The organism is Streptomyces sp. NPDC086787, assembly GCF_044745865.1.
GTDB lineage: Bacteria > Actinomycetota > Actinomycetes > Streptomycetales > Streptomycetaceae > Streptomyces.
Genome location: NZ_JBIVBC010000006.1, coordinates 85,850 through 110,900 on the forward strand (window position 1 = coordinate 85,850; position 25,051 = coordinate 110,900).

The following is a 25,051-nucleotide window of genomic DNA, read 5'->3' on the forward strand; positions in this document are numbered from 1 at the left end:
CCGACTCGCCGGAAGCTCGAAGGGGCCGTGATCAGTTGCCCCAAGGCAGCTCCAGCCCAGAGCCGCTGGGCGGGCGGTCATGGTCGTCCGTGCCTGTCGGGCATGCTTCGGGGAGTGTGACTGACAGGCCGATACTCGCCATCGCGGCTTGGTAGGGGACTCCGGGTGGTGTTGCCGCTGACCAAATGACGGAGGTGCAGGTGCTGGTGTCGCAGTTTCCGCCGAACGTGAAGAAGTCGCCGCTCTCCACGGACTTGCAGCGGCACACAGCGTGTCCCGGGTTGTACGGGTCGATCTCGCACTCCACGTCCAGGCAGTTCGCCCATTGCGCCGGGGACTCGCAGGTCATGGTGCGGGTGCGGTAATTGGTGTTCTGCGTCGAGAACGTCGATACCAGTCTTTTTCCGACTGGCGCCCGTTCTTCACACGAGGTATAGCCGTAGGAGTAGCCGTATTCCACCACGCAGCGACAGATGAGGACGTTGGGGTCGCTCGGCGAGGGTTTGCAGGCAGCCTTGGTGCACAGCGCGTAACGCTGTCTGCAGAGCCATCCCCCGGCGAACTTCACTTTCTTTGGGCGCCAGTTCGGCCCGGTACCGCCGCGAGCCATCGCGTGGGTGGAGAAGACTGCGGGTACCACCGTGGCCGAGGCGAACAACAGCGCGCGTCTTGCGATCGTTGATCTACCACGCGGTTGGAGTGCCCTGGTCACCAGATCGGCGATCTCCGCTGACCCAACTGCCGGCGCGGCGGCGAGGATCCGGTCGGCGTCGATCAGCATGGCGCTGGGTGTGGCGGTCAGACCGTATGTGGTGAGCAGCGTTCGGTCTTCGTCCACCAGCAGGTTCCGCAGCCCGTGCTCATGCGAGAAGGCGACGCTGTCTGCGAGGGGACCGCCGTTCACGATCGCGATGGTCAGCCGTTCCGCATGAGCCTGTTGCCACCGGGCCACCTGTGGCAACAGTGCGTCGCACGCGCTGCACGCATGATCAGTGAAGAGAAGCAGGAGTGGCTGATGTGCAGCGGCAAGCAGTTTGTCGAGAGTCCACACCTGTCCCGTTGCGTCGGGCAGTGAAAAACCCGGTGCGACCATGCCCGGTCGCACGTTCCCGGATCGCTTGAGTCCCAGCACCACCCAACACGTCGCTGCGATGGCTCCCAGGCCCGTGAAGAACCACGGGGCGCGGCCGTCGGTTGCGACGAATCCCGCCGCAGCAACGAGGAGCCCGTTGCGTGCGAGCGTGGCCCAACCGACCGGCGTGGCGCGCAGCCCTCCGAAGCAGTGGCAATCCGGGGTCCGGCCGCGCGCGATGCTCACCATGATGGCCAAGCAGAACGTCAGCAACAGGCCGAGCGCTCCAAGCGCACCGATTCCTGCCCAGGGGTTGACGACTAGGGCCAGAGCCGTGACGAACTCGCAGAAGATGAGGAGGTATCCGAGCGGCTTCCCTGTTCGAGCCGGCAGGCCGAAGCTTGCGATAGTGCGAGGCAGTCCCTCGCGATCCATGAGTTTGGCGATCCCCGCGACGCCAAAGACCGCGGCCAACACCAGCCGTGCTGCCAGGACCATGCCCGCTCACTCCAATCGTTCTGGACGCCCTCCGGTCGGAGCGCAGGCATCACGCACACACCACGGCGCACCGAACGACTCGTACCTCCTTGCCAGGCCGCGAACAACACTCCACACGTCAGACTCACCCGGACAGCCGTGAGCCCGGTGGCCGAATCGGGGAGCGGTCTGTCACGCATCCAGCCGACTCCCCTCCCTGGGTCACGCCGTCCCGCATCAGATCCGAGCTTCATAGGACGTCATGGGTTCCGCCTCGGTCGTTCTCGACCAAGTGATGCGGTGTCCCGGTCATCGCCGGATCGCAGGCCGCGCCTTCCCTACCTTCGCTATCCCGTGCCATCGCTTCAGGAAGGGGGCTGGAATGCGCGGCCATGGACCTCGAAGGTCGGGGCGACGTCTCTCCACGCCCGGGAAGGCAATTCATGACGTCCCGCCGACGTAGCTCACAATCCGGCGTGCCGCGCGGCGGGAGGCGTTCCGATCCCAAGGCCGCCCGATCAAGGAGCCGCCCCCAGCCACCGAGGTCGCGCCCGGATCGGGACGAGGACAAGGTGCTGACGGCCTGCTTGTCCTTCCTGAACAGGCTGCCCAAGCCATACCGGCGGATTCCGCAGCCGTGGCACTTCATCGCGAAACTGGCGACGGTCACCGGGCTCGTCTACGTCTTCTGGGGCGTCATCACCGCTGTCGTCAGTGCGATCGTGTCCTTTCTCCTCATGCTGGCCTTCGGCGGCTTCACGCTGGCGGTGCTCGTCGGCACGATCAAGCACTCCATGAGCGCAGAGGGCCGACGCGAGGAAGAACGTTGGTACGAGGACAACGACCCCCGCGGCAACGGCCCTCGCGGCGCCCTCTAGTGCCGTATCAGGCGATGTTCGCGTCGCTGGCGACAGCCCGGCCCGCATAGCCCAGGGGTCGGTGGGGCGCGAAAGCAGCGGAAGTCCGTGCTTTATGACGTCGGTCACAGCGTCTCGCGCAATAAACCGGCGTACTTAGTAGACGCGGCATGGCGGACATTGGGTGATTTGTCCGTCTTAGTTGATATGCGGATTCCGTCGCGCGTCCCGGGAATTCGGCCGGTCGCCCCGCGCGCTCATTGTCCCGTGATGCAGGGCTTCTGACTTGGCGTCAGCTTTCCCTTCCTGCCTCCATGTGCGGACCGGAGGCCCGTGCACCGCCCTGGCGAGGTCCCGGGACCTACGGGGTGACGTAGTAGTGGGACCCCTTTGCGCTCCCTGTCGAGCCGTCCTAAGAATGTCGACCCACAGGACGTCGCCGCAGTTCGCACCCGGTGTTTCACGCAGAGTCGACCGCGCACCGGGCGCTCGGCGTCACCGAGTGAGTAGGAGCCCCCCACATGAAGTCGTCCCGAATGTCCGCGAGACCCCTCGTCCTCGCTCTCGGCCTGGGTCTGGCCTCCAGCGCGCTGGGCGCGGCGGTGCCGGCGAGCGCCCAGGCGGCCGCCACCCCGCCCGCTGCCTCCGGTTCCTCCGTGGCACGCTACGTCGGGTCGGCCAAGGATGCCTCGAACAACAAGGCGTTTTTCGAGGCCGTCCTCAAGTCCGTCGCCGCGAAGCGCGCCGCCCAGCCGAACGCGCAGGCGGTGACCATCCACTACAACGCCTCCCAGGCACCGAGCTTCCGTTCCCAGATAGCGAGCGCGGCTTCGATCTGGAACAGTTCCGAGTCCAACGTCAAGCTCGAGGAGGCGTCGAGCGGTGCCGACTTCTCCTACTACGAGGGCAATGACTCGCGCGGGTCGCACGCCTCCACCGACGGCCACGGAAAGGGCTACGTCTTCCTCGACTACACCCAGAACCAGCAGTACGACTCGGTCCGCATCACCACCCATGAGACCGGGCACGTGCTCGGCCTGCCGGACGACTACAGCGGGCCGTGCAGTGAGCTGATGTCGGGCGGCGGCGCCGGACCGTCCTGCACCAACCGCTACCCGAACGACACCGAGCGCTCGAAGGTCGACGAGCTGTGGGCCGCCGGGCTCGCGCAGGCCCCGGGCACGGCATCCGGCTCCACCGGCCAGCCCGGCACGGCGCCCGGGTCCACCGGCCGGCCCGGCACGGCCTCCGGCTCCACCGGCCGGCCCGGCACAGCGTCCGGCTCCACCGGCCAGCCGGGCACGGTGACCGGGCCCGCCGGTCAGCCGAGCGCCGCACCGTCGGTACGCGGCATCGCGCCGGGCCGCGGTCCGGGGCATCCGCTGCGCAGCACCGCACCCTGGCCGTCCTGGAGGAGCTCGGCTCCCGTGGGCGGCTCAACCGCTCCGGGTGCCTGATCGACCCGGTCGGCATCCGGGTCCCGTGCCGCGCTCCCTTCGACTCCCCCAAGCCCCGTCGGGTGTCGCAGGGTGTCGCCGGATGAGCACGCACTGTGGCAAGGGGCATGCGTCCGCGTGAGGCAGGACGGGCGGTTCTTCTGGTGGCACGCGGCGTCAGCGACTGTGCGTGCTGTCGCTCTGCCCGTCCCGCCCGTCCTGCCCGTCCTGCCCGTCCTGCCGTCCTGCCCGTCTCCTTCTTCGAAGGCGGGGAACGGCTTGGCGCACGGGCGGCTGTTTCGGCCACTGAGATGGCTTCGCCGAAGCGTTCCAGCGGGAACGGCCCTGCGGGATGGTCAGCACCTCGTCGACGACGAGGGCGCGAACGAGCGGTTCAGTCAGAAGCCGTCAACTGCTTCGGTCTCGTAGATGACCGAGTGATCGCGCGAATGCCCGGTGCCGGGCCAGTCGGATGAGCCGACCGTCTGTTGCGGTCAATGGGTTGACGGCGAGTTGGCAGGCGTCGGAGTTGCTCAGGCGATCAGGGACCGGCGGGAGCCTTCGTGTGTCGGCGACAAGGAATTCTGCCAGGTGCCGGAGACATGCGGCCCACGCATTCCATGTTTCCCCAACAGCGGGAAACTCGGGGGAGAAACCGTAGCGGCCTAGCAGCACATGCAGATCGCCGGCGTGAACCGGGGTCGCCGGCGCGCGGATTAACGTCTGACCAGCCGCCGGCGTGGGAGCAGGCCGGGATTCCATCCTTAGGGCATCGGTGCAATGCACGGGCGCCGCCTCTTCGGACATTCTCCAATACGTAGTCGGATTAAGTGGTTTCACCGATGCGACCAGCCATGGCTCCGCGAAATGGTTGGGGTGTTCTGGGGGGCGAGGCTTCACATTTCCGTAGAAGTCGACCTCACAGACCTCACAAGGTGGGATCCTCAACCAGCTCCATGGAGAAGAATCATGCGTCTACCTGCCCTGTCTGCCACCGTCGCCGTCGTGATCGCGGCGGTGGCACAAGGAGCAGCTCCGGCCGCTGCCGACACCCTGGTCAGCACGGTCAATCTGGAGGCCGGTGCCGGCCTCCACCACAGTTCCGCGACCGTGACCTATGAGCGCGTCGACGGCGCGGTGAACTCGGTCAAGATCATCTCGCTCCAGATCCTCTCCAGCGAACGGGACTGCGTCTGGCTGGAGTGGAACGACCCGCAGGACGTGTCGGACGGCTGGAGCGCCCTCAACTCCGAACCCTCTTGCTACGGCAACAGCATGGAGGAGACTCCCAACCGGATCATCAAGGCACCCAAGGGCCATCAGCTCAAGGTGCGGCTGGGCGGCTACCACGACGGCGGGGTTGCAGTGGTCCACAAGGACATCGCGAAGCTCTAAGCGGTCTCCCGTCCAGCCCCTGTCCCGTGTCGCCCGCAGCCCGCAGCTGCGCGGGCTGCGGGTCCGGCGCGCCAGTCCCGCTCGGGATCCGCTGCGTCGCATACGCTGCGAAGCGTGCGACCTGAAGTCCGTGGTATCGCGTGGGCCGGCATCACGTGCACCGCCGGACCCGGAAGGGGAGTGGCATGAGTTCTCCGGGCGTGCACCTGCGGGAGATCACCGACGACAACCGGGACGCCGTTCGTGCCCTCCGCGTCCGACGCAAGCAGAAGCAGTTCGTCGCCTCCGTGTCCAAGTCGCTCAAGCAGGCGAAAAAGAACCCGGAGACCAATCCCTGGTACCGCGCCGTGTACATCGGCGACGAGCCGGTCGGCTTCGTGATGCTGTCATGGAAACCGCCGACCGGCCCTTACACAGGGCGACACTTCATCTGGCGCCTCCTCGTCGACAAACGGCACCAGAGGCGAGGTGTCGGCCGAGAGACGCTCACCCAGATCGCCGCCCTGGTTCGCGCGGACGGCGCCACCGAGCTGCTGACCAGCTACGACCCCGGCGACGGCGAACCGTGGCCCTTCTATCAGAAGTTCGGGTTCGAGCCCACCGGGGACATCGACGACGGCGAGATCGTTCTGCGGCTCACCTTCCCCGCCCAGTGAGCTCATACGACTCCTCGCGGCCGCCGAGGCCGAGCACGGACCCGTCACCGAAGTAGAGGTCCAGGCCCTGCGCGCAGCTCCACCAAGCACGTGAGCAGCAGAAAACAGCGGGGCGAATGCCGAGTGACCCGCTCCCCCGCCGCCCTCCCCTGGCGGCACGCTGCTCCTCGACCGCGATGGGCTCGCCAAGGCTGTTCTGCGAGACCGCGCGGTCACGGATGGCTCGCTCTCGCCCATGCCGTGGCAGCCGGAGTTCTCGTGCTGCAAGCAGTGCGGCCGTTCCAGGAGGAGCCAGGCCTCTGCCGCGTTGCCGAGCAGCGCCGCAATCCCCCGAAAGAAGTACCCACACCCACAGGAGTGATCGAACACAGGATCACGGTGGCGCGAGGCCGGTCTCGTCGCGGGTGGAGCGTGGATACGAAAATGTGTTCTAAAATTCGCCCTCGCAGACCCGTTACGGCGACAAAGAAGCCCCAGTTAACCGATCACCTGTCCGCATCGTGACTCTGGGAGCAACACGTGTATCGCTTGCCTCACCCTGCCCTCGTTCATCTTGTGTTCGAAATCGTCGGCTCCGGATCCGCGTCCCGACGGAGGTGGCTATGAGCGAGAGCCGTCACCTGCTCCACGCGGACGTGGCCCAAGTGCTGCTGCGCGCCAACGGCTTCGCGCTGTGCGTGCGGAGGAAGCACGGGTCGGCGCTCGCGCCGGGGCGGCTCAGCGTCGTGGGCGGTCGCCTCCGGGCCGGCGAGCCCTTGGACCTGGCGGCCCGCCGGGAGGCCGAGGAGGGGACCGGAGTCCGGGTCGGCCCGGGCGAGCAGGAGTTCTGCGGGATCGTGCACCGTCACGACCCCGACGGACTTGACCGGATCACCGCGGTGTTCGTGGCGCAGTCCTGGACCGGTGAGCCGTACAACCGCGAGCCGCACCGGCACGACGGGCTGTTCTGGGTGTCGATGGAGAAGCCGCCGCCGGACTGCCATCCCCACACCGCCGCCGTCTTCCAACTGCTCACCCAGGGCCCCTCCTACCGGGCACTGGACTGGCCCGCGCGGGGAGGCGCCCGGTGAAGAGGTTCTTCGGAAAGGTCAGGCACGCCGACCCCGAGGTCTCCGACGCGGAACGCGAACTGTTCGGCGGCCCGCTGCGCTACGACATGGGCTGGTCCCAGCACGAGCACGCGCGGCTCGACCTGACCATGACGTCCGCGCTCCGGTCGATGCCCGCCCTGGTCGGTGCGACGCTGCGCATGGCGTGGCACACGGACCGCCGCGCGCTCGTCGCGGTCGTGGCCGGCGAGATCGGGCAGGGCGTCGCCGCCGCCGTCGGGCTGCTGGCCGTCAACGCCGTCATGCACGCGCTGCTCGGCACCGGCACCCCCGTCGATCGGCTGCACGCCCTGCTGCCCGGCCTGCTCGCCGCCGCCGCGATCGCCGTACTGAACACCGCGTTCGCCACTTGGTCCACCTCCCGGGCCGGACGGCTGGAACCCCTGGTCGAACGGGTCGCCACCACGCAGTATCTGGCGGCCGCCGCCTCCGTCGAACTGGAGGCCATCGACGACCCGGACTTCCGCCGGCTGATCGACGTCGCCCAGTACGGTCCGGCCTCCGCCCGGCGCATGATCAGCGCCTGTGTCGCCGCGCTGAACGGCGTCATCTCGCTGATCGCCACGGCCGGTGTGCTCACCGTGCTGCATCCCGCCCTGCTGCCCATGCTGATCCTCATCGCCGCACCGCGCGGCTGGGGCGCCATGCGGGTGGCCCAGGAGCGCTATGTGTCGGTGATGAGCTGGATCGAGCACCTGCGCGCCAGCCGCCTCATCGGCAACCTGCTGACCGAGCGCACGGCCGCCCAGGAGGTGCGTGTCCACGGCGTCGGACCGTTCCTGCTCAGCCGGTACGAGCGCATGGCCCGCAGCGCGGAGGCCGAGCAGGAGCGGCTCGCCTCCAGCAAGGCGCTCACCGAGTGGGCCGCCGCCGCGCTGTCCGGGGTGGCCATGGCCGCCACCTACGGGGCCATGATCTGGCTGATCATGAGCGGACGCATGAGCCTGGCCGTGGCCGGCACCGCGGTCATCGCCGTGCGCACCGGCTCGGCCAGTCTGGGCGGCCTGGTGATGAACATCAACACGCTCCACGAGGAGTCCCTGTACGTCCGCGACCACGGACGTTTCCTGGCCGCTGCCGCCCACCGCTTCATCCCCGAGACGGGCGCCGACGTACCGGAACGGATCGGCCGGGTCGCCCTCGACCGGGTCACCTACCGCTACCCCGACCGCGACACACCCGCGCTGGACGGTGTCTCGCTCACGCTGCCCATGGGATCGGTCACCGCGGTCGTGGGCGAGAACGGCTCCGGCAAGAGCACCCTGATGAAGATCCTCTCGGGACTGCTGCTGCCCCAGGAGGGAACCGTGCGCTGGGGCGACCTGGACGTCGCCGACCTGCGACGCACCCAGGTGTTCGACCGCGTCGCACTCCTCACCCAGGACTTCCAGCGCTGGCCGGTGACCGCCGCGATGAACATCCGGATCGGCCGGCCCGACCACACGGCCTCCCCCGAAGACCTCCAGGCCTCGGTGGAGTACGCGGGAGCCGGTCCCGTCGTCGCCAAACTCCCCGACGGCTTGCAGAGCCTGCTGGCCCGTGTGTTCCGCGGAGCCACCGAACTCTCCGGGGGCGAATGGCAGAAGATCGGGCTCGCCCGCACCCACTGGCGCAGCTCCACCTCACAGGCGGACAGCGTCCTCATCGTGGACGAACCCACCTCGGCCCTCGACCCGGAGGCCGAGATCGAGGCCTTCGACCGCATCCGCCGGCTCGCCGCCCCGCACCGGGCCGTCGTCCTCGTCACCCACCGCATGTCCGGTGTCCGGCACGCCGACCTCATCTATGTCCTGCACCACGGACGGCTGGCCGAGCACGGCAGCCACGACGAACTCGTCGCGGCCAAGGGGCGTTACGCCGCGATGTTCGCCGCACAGGCCGCCCAATATGCCCCGACCCCGACGCCGGGCACAGATCCGGACACGGCCACCATCCCTCGCCCCGGCTCCCCCGCCACCACCACCGCCGACCGTGTGGAGCGCACATGACCCACCACGGAGTTCGCTTGCCTGCCGAGGACTCCAACGCCGAAGCCTGGACCGTCTACGGCCGACGGCAGCTCGACCGTGGCTGCATGCCGCCCGTTCCCGAGCGGCTGGAGTGGGTGCCCTGGGAGGGGGTCGGTCCCGGTACGGAGATCCTCGGTGACGTCGCCGGCAAGCGCGTCCTGGACATCGGATCCGGGGCCGGTCAGCACGCCGTGCACCTGACCCGCGCTCACGGTGCGCGGGTCACCGCGATCGAGCTGTCCCCCACCCAGCACCGCCGTGCCACCGATGCCTACGAGGTCACACCCGGCATCCGGTTCGTGCACGGTGACGTGGTCGACCATCTGCGTACCGCGGAGCCCTACGACGCCGCCTACGCCATCGGCAGCCTCGCCTGCACCGACCCGCACCGCTCGCTACCCGCCCTGCGGGACGGCCTGCGCCCCGGCGCACCGCTGATCCTCTCGCTCCCGCACACCGATCCGCATGGCCACGGGCCGTCCGACACCGTCGAGCCGCGTGAGGAGATGATCGGGCTCCGGGACGATCCGCCGCTGCCCACCTGGATGTGGGTCCTGACACCGCAGTTGTGGGAGGACCTGCTCACCGAGAACGGCTTCCGGGTCGAGGCCATCGACCTCCTGCGGTCACCCGCCGAGGACGATCCCGTCGTACGGCAGCTCATCCGCGCCCACCGCCTGCCCGACCACCCGGCCCGTGTCTCCAGCCGTCCCCGCACCGCGCGTCCGCCCGAGCCGCACGCGGCCATCGGAGTGGGTGCCATTGTCCTGAGCGGCCGGGGCGTGCTGCTCGGGCGCCATCGTCGGGGCACCCTCGAACTGCCCGGAGGAACCGTGGAGGCCGGGGAGTCCTTCGAGGCGACCGTGGTCCGTGAACTGGCCGAGGAGACCGGACTGGTCGCCCGGACCGACGACGTCACGTTGCTGGGCACACTCGTCGACCACGTCGACGGCGTCGTACGGGTCACCGTCGGCGCCCTTGTGAGTGCCTGGCAGGGCAGGCCGGCCACGCAGCCGGGCGAGAGCGTCGGCGACTGGGCCTGGTGGCCTCTCGAGCGGCTCCCGCAGGGCCTGTTCGTGTGCAGCGCCCAGATCCTGCGGGCCTGGCGTCCGGACCTGCCCATCGACCACACCCCGGCGCACTTCACCCCGTACGCCTGACCTGGCTCGCGTCGTCCTCGTGCCGGAGGACGAGGACGACGTGCCGCGGTGATCGGCCCGTTCAAGCGGACCGCTTGCGGGCCGCCGCCTTCTTCGCCGGGGTCTTCTTCGCGGCGGTCTTCGAGGTCGTCTTCGCGGTCGTCTTCGCGGCCGTCCTCGCCGTTGTCTTCGCCGTCGTCTTCGCGGTCTTCGCCGTCGACTTCTTGGGGGCGGCGGTCGTCTTCTTCGCCGTCGCCTTCTTCGCCGTGGACGTCGACTTCTTGCCGCCGGTCTCCTTGGGGGTGGTACGGCGGCGCAGGGGGGTGACCTCGGCCTGCTCGTCCGTGTCGGCCGTACCCGTACCGGCCTCGGCGCCCGCTTCCCCGGAAGCCGCTTCCCCGGACGTCGTCTTCCCGGTCACCGTCTCGCCACGGGACTCCTTCGCCGCCCGCACGCTCTTCTCCAGGGCGGCCATCAGGTCCAGTACCCGGCCGGCGGGAGCGGGGGCCGGGGACTCGGGGACCTCCTCGCCCGCGGCCTTCGCGGCGATGACCTCCTCCAGCGCCTCCCGGTACTCGTCGTGCAGGTCCGCCAGATCGACCTCGCCGAGGGTGTCCATCAGGGCGTCCGCGAGGTCGAGTTCCTGGTCGCGCACGGTGACGTCCACCTCGGGGGCGACGCCTTCGGGGGCGCGTACCTCGTCCGGCCACAGCAGGCCGTGCATGGCGATGGCGTCGCCGACCACGCGCAGCATGCCGAGCCGCTCGCGGCCGCGCAGGGCGTATTTGGCGATGGCCACCTTGTTGCTGCGCTTGAGGGCCTCGCGCAGCAGTGTGTACGGCTTGGCGGCCGGGGCGCCGCCCGCGGCGAGGTAGTAGGCGGCGTCCATCTGGAGCGGGTCGATCCGGTCGGCCGGGACGAAGGCGACGATGTCGATGGTCCGCGCGGTGGGGATGGGGAGGTTGGTGAGGTCCTCGTCGGTGATGGGGATGATCGTGCCGTCCGCGTCCTCGTACCCCTTGCCGATCTCCGCGCCGCTGACCTCGCGGTCCTCCACTTCGCAGAACTTGCGGTAGCGGATGCGGCCGCCGTCCTCGGTGTGGATCTGACGGAAGGAGATCGAGTGGCTCTCCGTGGCGTTCACCAGCTTGATCGGGATGCTGACCAGGCCGAAGGAGATGGCGCCGTTCCAGATGGATCGCACGTTCGGCATCCTTCCGACATGAGCGGCCCGAGGCGAGCGGCTCAAACGGTTTTGTGACGTTTTCGTGGGATTCTCATCGTATGACGCCGATCACTGAGGTGGAGGGGCGACGGGTCGCACTCAGCAACCTGGAGAAGGTGCTGTATCCGGAGACCGGCTTCACCAAGGGCGAGTTGCTGCACTACTACGCGACCGTCGCCGGGGCGCTGCTCCCGCATCTCAGGGATCGGCCGGTGTCCTTCCTGCGCTACCCCGACGGGCCGGACGGCCAGGTGTTCTTCACCAAGAACGTGCCGCCGGGTACGCCCGAGTGGGTGACCACCGCGCGGGTGCCGCGGTCGGCGGGGGCCGCGCGGATGGTGCTGGTGCAGGATCTGGCCTCGCTGATGTGGGCGGCGAACCTGGTCACCGAGTTCCACACGCACCAGTGGGTGATCGGGGCGCCGGAGCAGGCGGACCGGCTCGTGTTCGATCTGGACCCCGGGGCGCCCGCGACGGTCGCGCACTGCTGCGAGGTCGCGCTGTGGCTGCGGGAACGGCTGGCCGTGGACGGGGTCGAGGCGTACGCGAAGACGTCCGGGTCCAAGGGGCTGCATCTGCTGGCGGCGGTGCGCGGGGTGTCGTCGGACCGGGCGTCGGAGTACGCCAAGGGGCTGGCCGTGGAGGCGGAGCGGGCGCTGCCCCGGCTGGTGGTGCACCGGATGACGCGCAGTCTGCGGCCGGGGAAGGTGTTCGTGGACTGGAGCCAGAACGCCGGGCGCAAGACCACCGCCGTCCCCTACACATTGCGCGCACGGGCCGAGCCGACCGTCTCGGCGCCGGTCACCTGGGCGGAGGTGGAGGAGTGCCGGGCGCCGGGGACTTTGGTGTTCCGTGCCGGGGACATCGCGCCGCGCCTGAGCGACTTCGGGGATCTGCTGGCCCCGCTGCTTGACGAGGGGCGGGCGAGCGCGCTGCCCTGAGCAGGGGCGTCTGAGCAGGGCGTCTCTACACCCGTACCCAGGTCCTCCGGTCCCGTGCCGTCGCGTGCAGCGCCTCCACGTCCGCCGGCTTCAGTACACCCCCGAGCCGCGCCAGCGCCCCGAGCTCGGTGTCCGTCAGCACGCGCACCTCACGGGACGGGGCGGGGACGGAGACGGCCGCCGGGGCGGTCAGGGCCAGCACCGGGTGGACCTCGGCCGTCAGGGCGTACGACGCGCGGGCGGCATCGGCCCTTATACGACGGAGCAGTGGGCGTGGTTCGCGGCGGCCGACGGCGACCGTGAGGTCGGTGACCCGGACCCGTTGTTTGTGCGCGGCCAGGGTGTGCAGGGCGAACAGTCCGCCGGGGCCGATGAGCAGGTGGTGCAGGCGGTCGCCGCCGGGCAGGGTGATCGAGTGCAGGACGTGCCAGCCGACGCCCTGGAAGCGGTCCAGGGCCGCGCCCACGGTCTGCTCCGCCAGCAGGGCCCGGCGGCGCGGGTCCGGGCGCAGCCGGTGGGCGGGGGCAGGGTGCCGGTCGAGCGCCACCAGCAGGGCCTCGCCGGGGCGGTTGGGAGCCAGGTCGTCGTCCGGATGCAGGGTCAGGCGGGCCAGTTCGGCCGGTGTCGGTACCGGGGGCGGCCCGACCGTCACCGGTCCGGTCAGGAAGGGGCCGAGTGCCTCCAGTACGTCGTCCCTGTTCTGCTCGCTGAGCAGGCTGACCCGGGCGGCTTCACGGTCGTACCAGGCGATGTTGCCGCCGTCTGCGCGGCAGACGTACAGCCGTTCCCGGCCGTGCCGCCAGACCGGCACGACGCGCAGTCCACTCATGCGCCATCACCCCTCGCCCATGGGATCAGGACCATGGGAACAGGCGGGGTGCTCCACGGGCAAGAACCCGGTTACCTTTGGGGACAGTCGGGTGGGGACCTGGGGAGGCGCCGTTGCGGACGCGTGGCAGGCAGGCCGACGTACCGGCCCCGGACAGCCCGTGGAGCGAGATCGTGCCGGGGCTCTGGATGGGCGGGCACGAGTTCAGGGGGGCGTCGGGGCATCTGGAGTCCGCGGTCGTCCGGGGCGAGTTCGATCTCGTGCAGACTCTGTTGCGGCTGCCGGGGCACGGGCCGGATCCGGGGGTCGAGCACCATGTGTGGCCGATACCCGACGGTCCGCTGGACGGGACCCAGCTCGCCGGTGTGATCCGGCTGGCGCGGGCCGCGTGCGACGCGCTGGACGCGGGCCGCAGGGTGCTCGTCCGCTGCTACCACGGGTACAACCGCTCGGGCCTGGTGATCGCGCACGCCCTGGTGGACCGGGGCCGGTCCGCGGACGACGCCATCGGGCTGATCCGCACCCACCGCTCCCCCTGGGCGCTGCACAACGACCTGTTCGTGGAATACCTCCGCACGGGTCTGCCGACGGTACGGCTGCTGGAGGACCTCGCCGAGTAGTGGCACACGAGTAGCGGAATAACCGTTTCTCCTGACGAATAGGGTTACGGGGTCACCGAACGATTCCAGCCACACACCCGAGCGAGCCACAGGAGCACCGTGCAGTCCATCCGTCCCGCACGCCCCGCCCGGCGCATCGCCCTGTCCGCCGTCGCCGTGGCCCTGCTCGCGGTGTCGGTGGCGGCCTGCGGCGACACGGGTGGTCTGCGGGGCGCCGGATCGACTCCTACCGCGATCAGCCCCGAGAAGCTCTGGCCCGACCTGCGCCCGGCCTCCAGTCCGGCGTACCAGTACGACGAGGGATCGACCGAGGTCGTGAAGGGCATCACCGCTCCCGGCGGCGACCTCCGCAAGGTCGACCCGGTGGCTGTCGTACGGGCGGAGATCGCAGCGCACCCCGCCGAGTACGGCGCGAAGGGCCGTTACCACGAGACGGCGGAGCGGATGGCCGACTGCGACAAGGGCGGGGACCGCGCGCGATGCCCCCTGCTGAAGACGTACTACCGGGATCTGAGCGGGGACGGCCGGGAGAACATGACACTCGGCTTCCGGCTGTACCCGACGAACCAGACGGCCGTACGGGTCTACGCGGCCGAGGGGGACCGCGTCGTGCAGATCATGGCCGACGACGACGCGATCATCGGCGTCGAGCTGGCCGGACGGGCCGTGATCGTCCGCTCCCCCGCCGGGATCTCCGGCTACGAGTACCGCACCACCTGGGAGTGGGACCCGACTCAGCACGCGATGGTGTTCAGGCGTGACGAGTTCCTGCGCACCGGCCCGGCCAAGCACCCCACCCACTCGCCGTCACCGTCCGCCGCTCCCTCGGCGTCCCCGTCCCTCACGCCCTCCGCGAGCGCGCGATGAGACGGGCACCGACCCAGTGGGCCGGCACGCTCGCCACGAAGGCGGCCGTGTTCATCGTGGTGATGTGCTGCGCGCTGGCCGCTCTGCTCGGCATCCTGGTGCATGTGTCGGTGACCGACCAGACCGTCGGTCAGGCCCGCGCGGAGGCGCTCGCCCGGCTGACCGACGCGACCGCGGCCTACCAGGCCGGGGACGCGCTGCCGCCGGGCGCCGGGGTGGACCGGCCGGGGCTGCCGAAGCCGCTGCGGGACCTGGCGACGGCCGGGAACCGGGGCACGATGGTCGACAAGGACCGGGGGCGCCCCACAATGTGGGCGGCGGGCCCGGTCGACGACCACCGGACGCTCGCGGTGGCGATCAACTACTCGCAGCAGGCCCGCACCATCGCCGGGCTCGACCGGTCGATCCTGTGGTCGTCGCTGCTGGCGCTCACGGTGACGCTGCTGGCCGGTGCGTTCGCGGTGACCCGGGTGACCCGGCGGCTGCACGGCACGGCGCGGGTGGCACGACGGATCAGCGCGGGCGACCTGGACGCGCGCGTCAACGATCCCCGCACGAAGGACCCGACCCGCCCGCCGGACGAGGTTGCCGCGGTCTCCGCCGCGCTGGACTCGATGGCGTCGTCGCTCCAGAGCAAGCTGCTGAGCGAGCAGCGGTTCACCGCGGACGTGGCGCACGAGCTGCGCACCCCGCTGACCGGGCTGCACGCGGCCGCCGAGCTGCTGCCGCCGGGCCGTCCCACCGAGCTGGTGCGGGACCGGGTGGCGGCGCTGCGCACGCTCACCGAGGACCTGCTGGAGATCTCGCGCCTGGACACCGGCCGGGAGCAGCTGGAACTGGGCACCGAGGACCTGGGCGCACTGGCCCGGCGGGTGGTGCACGGGTCGGCGGACGGTATCGAGGTGCGGGTCTCGCGGGACGCCCGGGTGACCACGGACCGGCGGCGCCTGGAGCGGGTGCTCGGCAATCTGGTGGCCAACGCGCACAAGCACGGGCGGCCGCCGGTGGTGCTGACGGTGAACGGGCCGGTGGTCACGGTGCGGGATCACGGGGACGGCTATCCGGACTACCTGGCCGAGCACGGCCCGCAGCGGTTCCGCACCGAGGCCGGGGCGCGCGGGCACGGGCTCGGGCTGACCATCGCGCTGGGCCAGGCGGAGGTGCTGGGCGCCCGGCTGACCTTCGAGAACGCTCCGGACGGCGGTGCGCTGGCGACCCTGACACTGCCGCCGCCGTACGGCGCAGCGTGACACACGCAAGACGCCCTTTTAGGTAAGTTCCGGACATGACGAAGGCCGGAACCACCGTGGCGGTGACGCGGACCCGCACGCCTGTCGTACGAGTGCACCGGCGCCGTGGCATCGAACTGGCCCTGATCGTGCTGGCCGTGCTCCTGTCGGTGTACGGCTACTGCGCCGTCGGCCTGGCGAGGACCGGCAGTGTCCCGCACGGCGCCCTGGACTACGGCGCCGGACTCGGTGTGCTCGCACTGCTCGCGCACATCGCCGTGCGCATCCGAGCCCCGTACGCCGATCCGCTGCTGCTGCCCATCGGCGTGCTGCTGAACGGGCTCGGCCTGGTGCTGATCTACCGGCTCGACCTGGAGACGCCCGGCGACCGGGCCGCGCCCACCCAGCTGGTGTGGTCCACGCTGGGCGTGGGGCTGTTCACCGTGGTGGTCCTGCTGCTGCGTGACCACCGGGTGCTCCAGCGGTACGCGTACGTCAGTGTGGTCGCGGCCCTCGCGCTGCTGACCATGCCGATCCTCTTCCCGGCTGTGAACGGCGCCCGCATCTGGATCCGGATCGCCGGATTCTCCATCCAGCCCGGCGAGTTCGCGAAGGTGCTGCTCGCGGTGTTCTTCGCCGCGTACCTGGCGGACAACCGCAACGCGCTGGCGTACGCGGGCCGCCGCATCTGGTTCGTGCAGCTGCCCACCGGGCGGGTGCTCGGGCCGGTCGTCGCGATCTGGCTGATCAGCGTGGGAGTGCTGGTCCTGGAGCGGGACCTGGGCACCTCGCTGCTGTTCTTCGGCCTGTTCGTGATCCTGTTGTACGTCGCCACCGGCCGCACCGGCTGGATCGCGGTCGGTCTGCTGCTTGCGGTGGTCGGCGCGGTGGCCGTCGGCTGGCTCGAACCGCATGTGCACAGCCGGGTGCAGGACTGGCTGCACCCGTTCGCCACCATCGACGCGGGTCTCGGCCCCAACCAGCTCGCCCAGTCGCTGTTCGCGTTCGCGGCGGGCGGGATCCTCGGGGCGGGCCTCGGTCTCGGGCACTCCATCCTGATCGGCTTCGCTGCCAAGTCGGACTTCATCCTGGCGACGGCGGGCGAGGAGCTGGGCCTGGCCGGACTGTCGGCGATCTTCCTCCTGTACGGCCTCCTCGTGGAGCGCGGCTACCGGGCCGGGCTGGCGCTGCGCGAACCCTTCGGCCGGCTGCTCGCGCTCGGGCTCGCCTCGATCGTGGCGCTCCAGGTGTTCGTGATCGCGGGCGGGGTGACCGGGCTGATCCCGCTGACCGGCATGGCGATGCCGTTCCTCGCGCAGGGCGGCTCCTCGGTGGTCACCAACTGGGCGATGGTGGCGCTGCTGATCCGGGTGAGCGATTCGGCGCGCAGCCAGTACGACGGCCAGGTGGCACCGTGAGCAGATACATCCGGCACGCCGCCGTCTTCTGCGGCCTGCTGCTCGTGGCGCTCCTGGTGAACGCGGCGCGCGTCCAGGTCGTCCAGGGGCCCGCCTACGACGGGAATCCGGCCAACCGCCGCTCCGACATCGCCCGTTACGGCTCCGCGCGCGGTGACATCCTGGTCGACGGCATCCCGGTCACCGGTTCCCGCGACACCGGGGAGCAGCTGCGCCATGAACGGACCTACCCGGACGGGCCGTTGTACGCGCCGGTGACCGGCTTCGCCTCGCAGGTGTACGGGACGACGTTCCTGGAGCATGCCGAGGACGGCATCCTGTCCGGCGCGGATTCGGTGCTGGCGCCGTTCCCCTTCTGGAACGAGGTGACGCGGGCGCGGAACCCCCCGGGTGACGTGGTGACGACGCTCAACCAGGCCGCGCAGGAGGCGGCTTACCGGGGTCTCGGCTCGCGCAAGGGTGCGGTGGCGGCGATCGAGCCGTCCACCGGCCGGATCCTGGCGCTGGTGTCCACTCCGTCGTACGACCCGGCGGAGCTGTCCGGGAACGGCGAACCGGTGGCGGCGGCCTGGGCGCGGCTGAACGGCGATCCGGACAAGCCGATGCTCAACCGGGCCGTGCGGCAGACGTATCCGCCGGGCTCCACCTTCAAGGTGGTCACGGCCGCGGCGGCGCTGGACGCGGGCGTGGTCACGGATCTGGACGAGCCCACCGACTCACCCGACCCCTACACCCTGCCGGGCACGCGCACACGGCTGACGAACGAGTCGGACGACTGCGCGGACGCTTCGCTCCGGGCCGCGTTCGCGTGGTCGTGCAACACGGTGTTCGCCAAGCTGGGTGTGGACGTGGGGGTCGCGGACATGGCGTCGACGGCCCAGTCCTTCGGCTTCAACGACACCACGATGCGGGTCCCCTTCTCGGTGGCGCGGAGCACCTTCGATGCGCATGTGGACAAGGCCCAGCTGGCGCTGTCGTCGATCGGGCAGTACAACACGCGGGCCACACCGCTGCAGATGGCGATGGTCTCGGCCGCCGTCGCCAACGGCGGCCTGCTGCGGGAGCCGTATCTGGTGGAGCGGACCGTCCGCGAGGGCGGCGAGACGGTCTCCACTGCCGGTCCGCGTCCCGTACGTCAGGCGATGAACCCGGCGACCGCCGTGCGGATGCGGGAGCTCATGACCGACGTCGTACGGGAGGGCACCGGCGGCAACGCGGCCATCCGCGGCGCGACGGTCGGCGGCAAGACCGGCACCGCCCAGCACGGGATCGGCAACGCGGGTGTGCCGTACGCGTGGTTCGTGTCCTGGGCGCAGGCGGACGACGACATGGAGCCGAAGGTGGCGGTCGCGGTGGTGGTGGAGGACGCCTCGGCGGACCGCGGGGAGATCAGCGGGGGCGGGGACGCGGCACCGATCGCCCGGGCGGTGATGCGGGCGGTGCTGGGGTTGTGATGGCGCGGGTCGGTTCCGGGGATCACAGTGGTCGACGGGGCGACGGGGCGACGGGGCGGCGGGGCGGCGCTCGGCGGCTGGCGGTCAGCGGTCAGCGGTCAGCGGTCAGCGGTCAGCGGCTGACGGTCAGCGGTCAGCGGCTGACGGTCAGCGGGTCGGCGATCGGCGGTCGGCGGGTCGACGGGATGGCGGGTCGACGGGATGGCGGGATGGCGGGATGGCGGTCGACGGGGCGGCGGGACGGCGGTCGGCGGCTGACGGTCGGCGGTCGACGAGCCGACGAGCGACGAGCGGCGAGCGACGAGCCGGCGAGCCGGCGAGCAGCGAGCAGCGAGCAGCGAGCGACGGTCGACGAGCCGACGAGCGACGAGCCGACGAGCGACGAGCCGACGGGCGGCGAGCGGCGAGCGGCGAGCGACGGGATGGCGGGACGGCGGTCGACGGGACGACGGTCGCCGCTCGCCGGTAGGCGGTAGGCGGTAGGCGAGCTGACGGTCGGCGGTCGGCGGTCGGCGGTCGGCGGTCGGCGGTCGGCGGTCGGCGGTCGGCGGTCGGCGGTTGACGGTTGACGGTTGACGGTTGACGGCAAGTGATCATCCGCCGTGCCGCTGCCCCTCCTCGATCGCCTCCTCCACCTCCGCCACCCGCTCCCGTTCCTCCACCGCGAACCGTTCCGCGTCGAGCCTCTCGGCGATCTCCTCGTCCTGGGCCATCAGCAGGTCGAGGTTGGAGTCGCCCATCTCCAGGACGCCCATGTCGACGTAGGCACGCTGGAGGCGTTCGCCCCACAGGCCGATGTCCTTGACGCAGGGGACGATGCGGCTGAACAGCAGCTTGCGGAAGAGCTGGAGGAATTCGGACCGCTCGCTGAGCTCCTCGGCCTCGGCCTTGGGGATGCCGAAGTTCTCCAGCACCTCCACCCCGCGCAGTCGGTCGCGCATCAGATAGCAGCCCTCGATGACGAACTCCTCGCGCTCGCGCAGTTCGGCGTCGGTGAGCTGCTTGTAGTAGTCCCGCAGCGCCATCCGGCCGAAGGCCACGTGCCGGGCCTCGTCCTGCATGACGTAGGCCAGGATCTGCTTGGGCAGGGGCTTGTCGGTGGTGTCGCGGATCATGCCGAAGGCGGCGAGCGCGAGGCCTTCGATGAGGACCTGCATGCCCAGGTAGGGCATGTCCCAGCGGCTGTCGCGGAGGGTGTCGCCGAGCAGTGCCTGGAGGTTGTCGTTGATCGGGTAGACCATCCCGATCTTCTCGTGCAGGAAGCGGCCGTAGACCTCGGCGTGCCGGGCCTCGTCCATGGCCTGGGTCGCGGAGTAGAACTTGGCGTCCAGGTCGGGGACGGACTCCACGATGCGGGCCGCGCAGATCATGGCGCCCTGCTCGCCGTGCAGGAACTGGCTGAACTGCCAGGAGGTGAAGTGCTGCCGCAGCTCGCCCTTGTCACGGTCGGTCATCTTGTCCCAGTACGGCGTGCCGTAGAGGGTCATGGCCTCGTCCGGGGTTCCGAGCGGGTCGTGGGGGTCGACTTCGATGCTCCAGTCGATGCGCTTCTGGCCGTCCCACTGCTTGTCCTTGCCCTTCTGGTAGAGGGCGAGGAGGCGTTCGCGGCCGTCGTCGTACTCCCAGCTGAATCGGGCGGCTCCGGTCGAGGGGACCTGCCAGTGGGGGTCCGACGGGTCCATGGCGTAGATCTCGGAGGTCGGCATAACGGCAGGCTCACACGTAGACGGCGAGTCAACAAGTGCTGTGCAAGGGATTGACGCGCTTACTGACAAGCAGTCTCATAAGAGTCGACGCACATACCCCGGGTAACGAGGTGAGGGAGCCATGACCACCCTGACGGAGGCCGACGCGGTCGACGGTCTGCGCGACGCGCTGGGCCTGCTCAAGGACCGCGAGCAGGTGGCCGAGCGGCTGCTCGCCTCCTCCGCCAAGCACTCCTTCGACCCCGACACGGAGCTCGACTGGGACGCGCCCTTCGAGGAGGGCAAGTGGTTCTGGCCGCCGGAGCTGGTGTCGCTGTACGGCACGCCGATGTGGCGGCGGATGAGCGAGGAGCAGCGGATCCTGCTCTCCCAGCACGAGGCCGCGGCGCTCGCCTCGCTGGGCATCTGGTTCGAGATCATCCTGATGCAGCTCCTGGTACGGCACATCTACGACAAGGCGGCGACGAGCGCGCATGTGCGGTACGCGCTGACCGAGATCGAGGACGAGTGCCGGCACTCCAAGATGTTCGCCCGCCTGATCGCCAAGGGTGACGCGCCCTGGTACCCGGTGGGCCGGGCCCACCAGAGGCTGGGCCGCGTCTTCAAGACGGTCTCCACCACGCCCGGCTCCTTCACGGCGACCCTGCTCGGGGAGGAGGTGCTGGACTGGATGCAGCGGCTGACGTTCCCGGACGAGCGGGTGCAGCCACTGGTCCGGGGCGTGTCCCGGATCCATGTGGTGGAGGAGGCCCGCCACGTCCGGTACGCCCGCGAGGAACTGCGCCGCCAGATGGTGACGGCTCCGCGGTGGTCGCAGGAGTTCACCCGGCTCACCTCGGGCGAGTTCGCCCGCGTGTTCTCGGTGGCCTTCGTGAATCCCGAGGTCTACACGAACGTCGGCCTGGACAGGCGCGAGGCGGTGGCCCAGGCCAGGGCGAGCGCCCACCGCCGCGAGGTCATGCAGACCGGCGCGAAGCGGCTGACCGACTTCCTGGACGAAATCGGCGTGCTCCGCGGACCCGGCCGCCGCCTGTGGCGTTCCTCGGGGCTGCTGGCCTGACGCCCCACGGCCGCGGCCGGGCCGGCCCGGTCCGGCCCCCGAACGGATAGTCTCCCGTCATGACCCCGCAGGCCTCCACTCCCGCCTACCGTCGGCTCAGTGTCACGGAGCGGCGCAGGCAGCTGCTGGAAGCCGCGTTGTCGCTGTTCGCGCACCGGGCGCCCGAGGAAGTGTCGCTGGACGACGTGGCGGAGGCGGCGGGGGTGTCCCGGCCGCTGGTGTACCGGTACTTCCCGGGCGGCAAGCAGCAGTTGTACGAGGCCGCGCTCGGGTCCGCCGCCGAGGAGCTGCGGCAGTGCTTCGACGAGCCCAGGCAGGGGGAGCTCGTGCCCCGGCTCACCCGCGCCCTGGACCGCTACCTCGCCTTCGTGGACGAGCACGACGCCGGTTTCAGCGCCCTGCTCCAGGGCGGCAGCGTGGTCGAGACCTCCCGGACCACCGCCATCGTGGACGGCGTACGGCGGGCCGCCGCCGAGCACATCCTCGGTCACCTCGGCGTCACCGACCCGGGCCCGCGCCTGCGCATGACCGTCCGCATGTGGATCACGGCCGTCGAGGCGGCCTCCCTGATCTGGCTCGACGAGGACAAGCAGCCGCCCACGGTGGAGCTGCGCGACTGGCTGGTCGAGCAGTTCGTGGCCCTCCTGTCGGTGACCGCCGTCCGCGACCCGCAGACGGCGGCGCTCGTCGCCGGCCTGTCGGCGGATGGCTGAGACTGGTGCGGTGAAGAAACAGGAGACCCCCTTCGAGGGCGGACCCATGGACGGTCGCGTGCTGGCCGTCCTGGTGGGACCCACCGGCCACCCTCCGAAGACGTACCGCATCCCCGTCCCGGACGAGGACGGCGGCCCGCCCACCGTCCTCGTCTACCGCCGGGTGCCCCGCGGGCACAGCAAGCGGATCGGGATGGTGCGGGGATGGAAGTACCTGTACGACCCCGAGGGCCCCAAGCGCGGCGGCCTCAGATGGCCCTGGTCCAAGCCGGACCCCAAGCCGGACGCCACCACCGGTTGACACCACCGGACGACACCGCCGGATGACACCACCGAATGACGCTGACGGGTGACGCTGTTGCGCCGAACCGCGCACACCCGGCGCGCGGCCCGTACACACAAGTCTGATGCTCGCGGTGCGATGGGGGCGGAGGGGCCACAGCCCTCCCCGCACCGGAGGTGAAGACGTGTCAGGAAGACTTCTGCGACTGGCGTGTACGGCCGCGGCGGCCCAGGTTGTCCTCGCGCCCGCCGTCGCCCCCGCCCCCGCGACGGCCGCACCCGGCCCGCAGCGCCCGGTCGCCGAGCTGCTGACGGACCTTCAGCGACTGTACCGGCAGGCCGAGCAGGCCACCGAGACCTACAACGCCACCGAGGTGGCCCTGAAGGAGCAGCGCGCCCGGATGGGCCGTCTCGACCGGGAACTCGCGCACGCCAGGCTCACCCTGGAGGACAGCCGGGTCGACGCCGGGCGCCTGGCCCGTCAGCAGTACCAGGGCGCCACCAGCATCCCGGCCTATCTGCGTGTCCTCCTCGCCCGCGACCCCCAGCAGGCCCTCGACGAGGGCCAGGTCCTGGGTCAGTTGGCACGGGAGCACGCCAAGACCGTGGGGCGGCTCACGGACAGCGAGAAGCAGCGGGACGAGCTGGCCCGCAAGGCCCGCAAGGCGCTCGACGCGCAGCTCGACCTCGCCCAGCGGCAGAGGAAGCAGCGCGACGACGTGCGCGCGCGGCTCGGCCAGGTCGAGCGGCTCCTCGCCTCGCTCAACCGCGACCAGCTCAACGCGCTCGCCGGGTTCGAGCAGAACGGGATCGACGCGGCCCAGCGGCAGTTCATGGCGTCCGGCGCCCTCGGCACCGACCGGGCGCCCTCCGCGCAGGGCGACAGGGCCGTGCGCTACGCCGTGGACCAGCTCGGCAAGCCGTATGTGTGGGGCGCGACGGGCCCGGGGGCGTACGACTGCTCGGGGCTGACCTCGCAGGCGTGGATCCACGCCGGGACCGTCATCCCCCGCACCAGCCAGGAACAGTGGGCACGGCTGCGGCACATCCCGCTGCGTGAGCTGCGCCCCGGTGACCTCGTCATCTACTTCCCCGAGGCCACCCACGTCGCCCTCTACCTCGGCCGCGGCATGGTCGTTCAGGCGCCCCGGCCCGGCGCCCGGGTCAAGGTGTCGCCGATCGCGGCCAACCCGGTACTCGGCGCCGTACGCCCCGACCCGGGCGGGGAGCCCCTGAAGGGGTATGTGCCGCCGAGGCTCCCGCAGGGATCCCCGAAGGGGTCCGACCAGGGTTACTCCTCGGCCGCCGCGCCCGCCACCGCCGCGAGGTAGGCCTCGGTCTTCTCCGGCTCGTAGAAGAAGTCCTCGAAGTCGGCCGGATCGTTGAAGCCGTTGGCGAAGCGGTCGGCGACCGGCTGGAGGCCGCCGGCCGCTCCGATCAGGTTGAGGACGTGCTCCGGCGGCGCGGCGAGCATGGCGTTCGTCCACTTGGTGACGTGCTGCGCGGTGGCCCAGTAGCGGTCGAAGGTGGCCCGCATCCAGTCCTCGTCGAACTCCCGGTCACCGTGTTCGAGGATCGCGGCGAGGTAGGCGGCGGCGCACTTGGACGCCGAGTTGGAGCCCTGGCCGGTGATCGGGTCGTTGGCGACGACCACGTCCGCGACGCCGAGGACCAGTCCGCCGCCGGGGAGGTGACCGACGGGGTTGCGGACGGTGGGCGCGTAGCGGCCGGCCAGGGTGCCGCCGGCGTCGGTCAGCTCGACGGAGCGCGTCCGCTCGTACTCCCAGGGCGTGAACCTCGCCATGAGTTCCAGGGTCAGGGCGAGGTGCTCGGCCGGGTCCTTGACTCCGTTGAAGGCGTCCAGCGGGCCGCCGGGGATGCCCTCCCAGAACAGGATGTCGGCGCGACCGGAGTTGGTCAGGGTCGGCATGATGAACAGCTCGCCGACGCCCGGGACCAGGTTGCAGCGCACCGCGTCGAACTCCGGGTGCTCCGGGCGCGGGCCCAGACCGTGCACATAGGACACGGCGAGCGCGCGCTGCGGCTCGCTGTACGGGGAGCGGGCGGCGTCCCGGCCGAACATGGACACCAGTTCGCCCTTGCCGGCGGAGACCAGCACCAGGTCGTAGGCGCGGGAGAAGTAGTCGAGGTCGGAGACGGCCGCGCCGTGGATGACCAACTGGCCGCCGCGCTGGGCGAAGGTCTCCATCCAGCCGGCCATCTTCACCCGCTGGTCGACGGACTGCGCGTACCCGTCGAGTCGGCCCACCCAGTCGATGATCCGCTGGGTCGGGCCGGGGTCGTGCGAGCCGGGGGCCGCGACGGACACGCCGAGTCCCTCGATCCTCGGGGCCTGGGACTCCCAGAAGTTCAGCTGGAGGTCGCGCTCGTGCTGGAGCGCCGTGTCGAACATGCACTGCGTCGACATGACCCGGCCGGAGCGGATCTCGTCCGCGGTCCGGTTCGACATCAGGGAGACCTCGTATCCGTGCGACTGGAGTCCGAGGGCGAGCTGGAGGCCGGACTGGCCGGCTCCGACGACGAGTATCTTGCGCAT

Annotated in this window: 21 protein-coding genes and 2 pseudogenes; 18 read left to right on the forward strand and 5 right to left on the reverse strand. The window is 70.6% G+C overall.

Annotation, left to right across the window (positions count from 1 at the left end; translation table 11 throughout):
- Window positions 1–31: 31 nt before the first annotated feature.
- Window positions 32–1,570 carry a MauE/DoxX family redox-associated membrane protein gene (locus ACIPK3_RS16880; protein WP_402570352.1) on the reverse strand — a complete coding sequence of 513 codons (1,539 nt, stop codon included), beginning with the start codon at window positions 1,568–1,570 and terminating at the stop codon, window positions 32–34.
- A 566-nt stretch (window positions 1,571–2,136) separates the two neighbouring features.
- Here ACIPK3_RS16880 and ACIPK3_RS16885 point away from each other — a divergent pair.
- The 8 genes and pseudogenes from ACIPK3_RS16885 (at window position 2,137) to ACIPK3_RS16920 (ending at window position 10,171) form a co-directional block, all read left to right on the forward strand.
- Window positions 2,137–2,427, forward strand: coding sequence for a hypothetical protein (locus ACIPK3_RS16885; protein WP_402570353.1), 291 nt, complete (start codon window positions 2,137–2,139; stop codon window positions 2,425–2,427).
- Window positions 2,428–2,927: 500 nt separating this feature from the next.
- A pseudogene (snpA, locus tag ACIPK3_RS16890) lies at window positions 2,928–3,614 on the forward strand (snapalysin); the annotation flags it as partial.
- Window positions 3,615–4,811: 1,197 nt separating this feature from the next.
- Complete coding sequence (locus tag ACIPK3_RS16895) at window positions 4,812–5,237, forward strand: hypothetical protein (protein ID WP_402570355.1); 426 nt, start codon at window positions 4,812–4,814, stop codon at window positions 5,235–5,237.
- Window positions 5,238–5,422: 185 nt separating this feature from the next.
- Complete coding sequence (locus ACIPK3_RS16900; protein WP_402570357.1) at window positions 5,423–5,893, forward strand: GNAT family N-acetyltransferase; 471 nt, start codon at window positions 5,423–5,425, stop codon at window positions 5,891–5,893.
- Between the two features lie 160 nt (window positions 5,894–6,053).
- Window positions 6,054–6,133: pseudogene (locus tag ACIPK3_RS16905) on the forward strand (DNA-binding protein); the annotation flags it as partial.
- A gap of 362 nt (window positions 6,134–6,495) precedes the next feature.
- Window positions 6,496–6,963 (forward strand): NUDIX domain-containing protein, encoded by a 468-nt coding sequence (locus ACIPK3_RS16910; RefSeq protein ID WP_402570358.1) that lies wholly within the window; start codon window positions 6,496–6,498, stop codon window positions 6,961–6,963.
- Complete coding sequence (locus ACIPK3_RS16915) at window positions 6,960–8,990, forward strand: ABC transporter ATP-binding protein (protein WP_402570360.1); 2,031 nt, start codon at window positions 6,960–6,962, stop codon at window positions 8,988–8,990. Before ACIPK3_RS16910 ends, ACIPK3_RS16915 begins: the two co-directional genes overlap by 4 nt.
- A 17-nt stretch (window positions 8,991–9,007) precedes the next feature.
- Window positions 9,008–10,171: a bifunctional class I SAM-dependent methyltransferase/NUDIX hydrolase gene (locus ACIPK3_RS16920; protein WP_402570362.1), complete on the forward strand. Its 1,164-nt coding sequence runs from the start codon at window positions 9,008–9,010 to the stop codon at window positions 10,169–10,171.
- A 61-nt stretch (window positions 10,172–10,232) separates the two neighbouring features.
- On the opposite strand, the gene ACIPK3_RS16925 is transcribed toward ACIPK3_RS16920, so the two are convergent.
- Window positions 10,233–11,363 (reverse strand): Ku protein, encoded by a 1,131-nt coding sequence (locus tag ACIPK3_RS16925; RefSeq protein ID WP_402570364.1) that lies wholly within the window; start codon window positions 11,361–11,363, stop codon window positions 10,233–10,235.
- Window positions 11,364–11,434: 71 nt separating this feature from the next.
- On the opposite strand from ACIPK3_RS16925, the gene ligD reads away from it, so the two are divergent.
- The gene (gene ligD / locus ACIPK3_RS16930; protein ID WP_402570366.1) at window positions 11,435–12,316 is read left to right on the forward strand and encodes a non-homologous end-joining DNA ligase; all 882 of its coding nucleotides are present in this window, start codon (window positions 11,435–11,437) and stop codon (window positions 12,314–12,316) included.
- A 25-nt stretch (window positions 12,317–12,341) separates the two neighbouring features.
- On the opposite strand, the gene ACIPK3_RS16935 is transcribed toward ligD, so the two are convergent.
- The gene (locus ACIPK3_RS16935) at window positions 12,342–13,145 is read right to left on the reverse strand and encodes a nuclease-related domain-containing protein (protein ID WP_402570368.1); all 804 of its coding nucleotides are present in this window, start codon (window positions 13,143–13,145) and stop codon (window positions 12,342–12,344) included.
- A gap of 113 nt (window positions 13,146–13,258) precedes the next feature.
- Between ACIPK3_RS16935 and ACIPK3_RS16940 the strand changes: the two genes are divergently transcribed.
- From ACIPK3_RS16940 to ACIPK3_RS16960, 5 genes are all read left to right on the forward strand, one after another.
- Complete coding sequence (locus ACIPK3_RS16940) at window positions 13,259–13,765, forward strand: protein phosphatase (protein ID WP_402570370.1); 507 nt, start codon at window positions 13,259–13,261, stop codon at window positions 13,763–13,765.
- Window positions 13,766–13,873: 108 nt separating this feature from the next.
- Window positions 13,874–14,632 carry a hypothetical protein gene (locus ACIPK3_RS16945; protein WP_402570789.1) on the forward strand — a complete coding sequence of 253 codons (759 nt, stop codon included), beginning with the start codon at window positions 13,874–13,876 and terminating at the stop codon, window positions 14,630–14,632.
- On the forward strand, window positions 14,629–15,882 hold the full coding sequence (locus ACIPK3_RS16950; protein WP_402570371.1) for an ATP-binding protein: 1,254 nt from the start codon (window positions 14,629–14,631) through the stop codon (window positions 15,880–15,882). Before ACIPK3_RS16945 ends, ACIPK3_RS16950 begins: the two co-directional genes overlap by 4 nt.
- Window positions 15,883–15,917: 35 nt before the next feature.
- On the forward strand, window positions 15,918–17,279 hold the full coding sequence (locus tag ACIPK3_RS16955; RefSeq protein ID WP_402570372.1) for an FtsW/RodA/SpoVE family cell cycle protein: 1,362 nt from the start codon (window positions 15,918–15,920) through the stop codon (window positions 17,277–17,279).
- Window positions 17,276–18,733: a peptidoglycan D,D-transpeptidase FtsI family protein gene (locus tag ACIPK3_RS16960; RefSeq protein ID WP_402570374.1), complete on the forward strand. Its 1,458-nt coding sequence runs from the start codon at window positions 17,276–17,278 to the stop codon at window positions 18,731–18,733. The genes ACIPK3_RS16955 and ACIPK3_RS16960 overlap by 4 nt, the downstream gene beginning before the upstream one ends.
- 593 nt (window positions 18,734–19,326) lie before the next feature.
- Here ACIPK3_RS16960 and ACIPK3_RS16965 read toward each other — a convergent pair.
- Window positions 19,327–20,439: a ferritin-like domain-containing protein gene (locus ACIPK3_RS16965; RefSeq protein ID WP_402570376.1), complete on the reverse strand. Its 1,113-nt coding sequence runs from the start codon at window positions 20,437–20,439 to the stop codon at window positions 19,327–19,329.
- 121 nt (window positions 20,440–20,560) lie between these two features.
- On the opposite strand from ACIPK3_RS16965, the gene ACIPK3_RS16970 reads away from it, so the two are divergent.
- From ACIPK3_RS16970 to ACIPK3_RS16985, 4 genes are all read left to right on the forward strand, one after another.
- Window positions 20,561–21,499: a diiron oxygenase gene (locus ACIPK3_RS16970; RefSeq protein ID WP_402570378.1), complete on the forward strand. Its 939-nt coding sequence runs from the start codon at window positions 20,561–20,563 to the stop codon at window positions 21,497–21,499.
- 59 nt (window positions 21,500–21,558) lie between these two features.
- On the forward strand, window positions 21,559–22,212 hold the full coding sequence (locus ACIPK3_RS16975; protein WP_402570380.1) for a TetR/AcrR family transcriptional regulator: 654 nt from the start codon (window positions 21,559–21,561) through the stop codon (window positions 22,210–22,212).
- The gene (locus tag ACIPK3_RS16980) at window positions 22,205–22,513 is read left to right on the forward strand and encodes a hypothetical protein (RefSeq protein WP_402570382.1); all 309 of its coding nucleotides are present in this window, start codon (window positions 22,205–22,207) and stop codon (window positions 22,511–22,513) included. Before ACIPK3_RS16975 ends, ACIPK3_RS16980 begins: the two co-directional genes overlap by 8 nt.
- A gap of 166 nt (window positions 22,514–22,679) precedes the next feature.
- A complete protein-coding gene (locus tag ACIPK3_RS16985; RefSeq protein WP_402570383.1) occupies window positions 22,680–23,825 on the forward strand; it encodes an NlpC/P60 family protein in 1,146 nt (381 codons plus the stop codon).
- Here the strand turns inward: ACIPK3_RS16985 and ACIPK3_RS16990 are convergent.
- Window positions 23,786–25,051 carry a styrene monooxygenase/indole monooxygenase family protein gene (locus ACIPK3_RS16990; protein ID WP_402570385.1) on the reverse strand — a complete coding sequence of 422 codons (1,266 nt, stop codon included), beginning with the start codon at window positions 25,049–25,051 and terminating at the stop codon, window positions 23,786–23,788. The two genes, ACIPK3_RS16985 and ACIPK3_RS16990, sit on opposite strands and share 40 nt — an antisense overlap.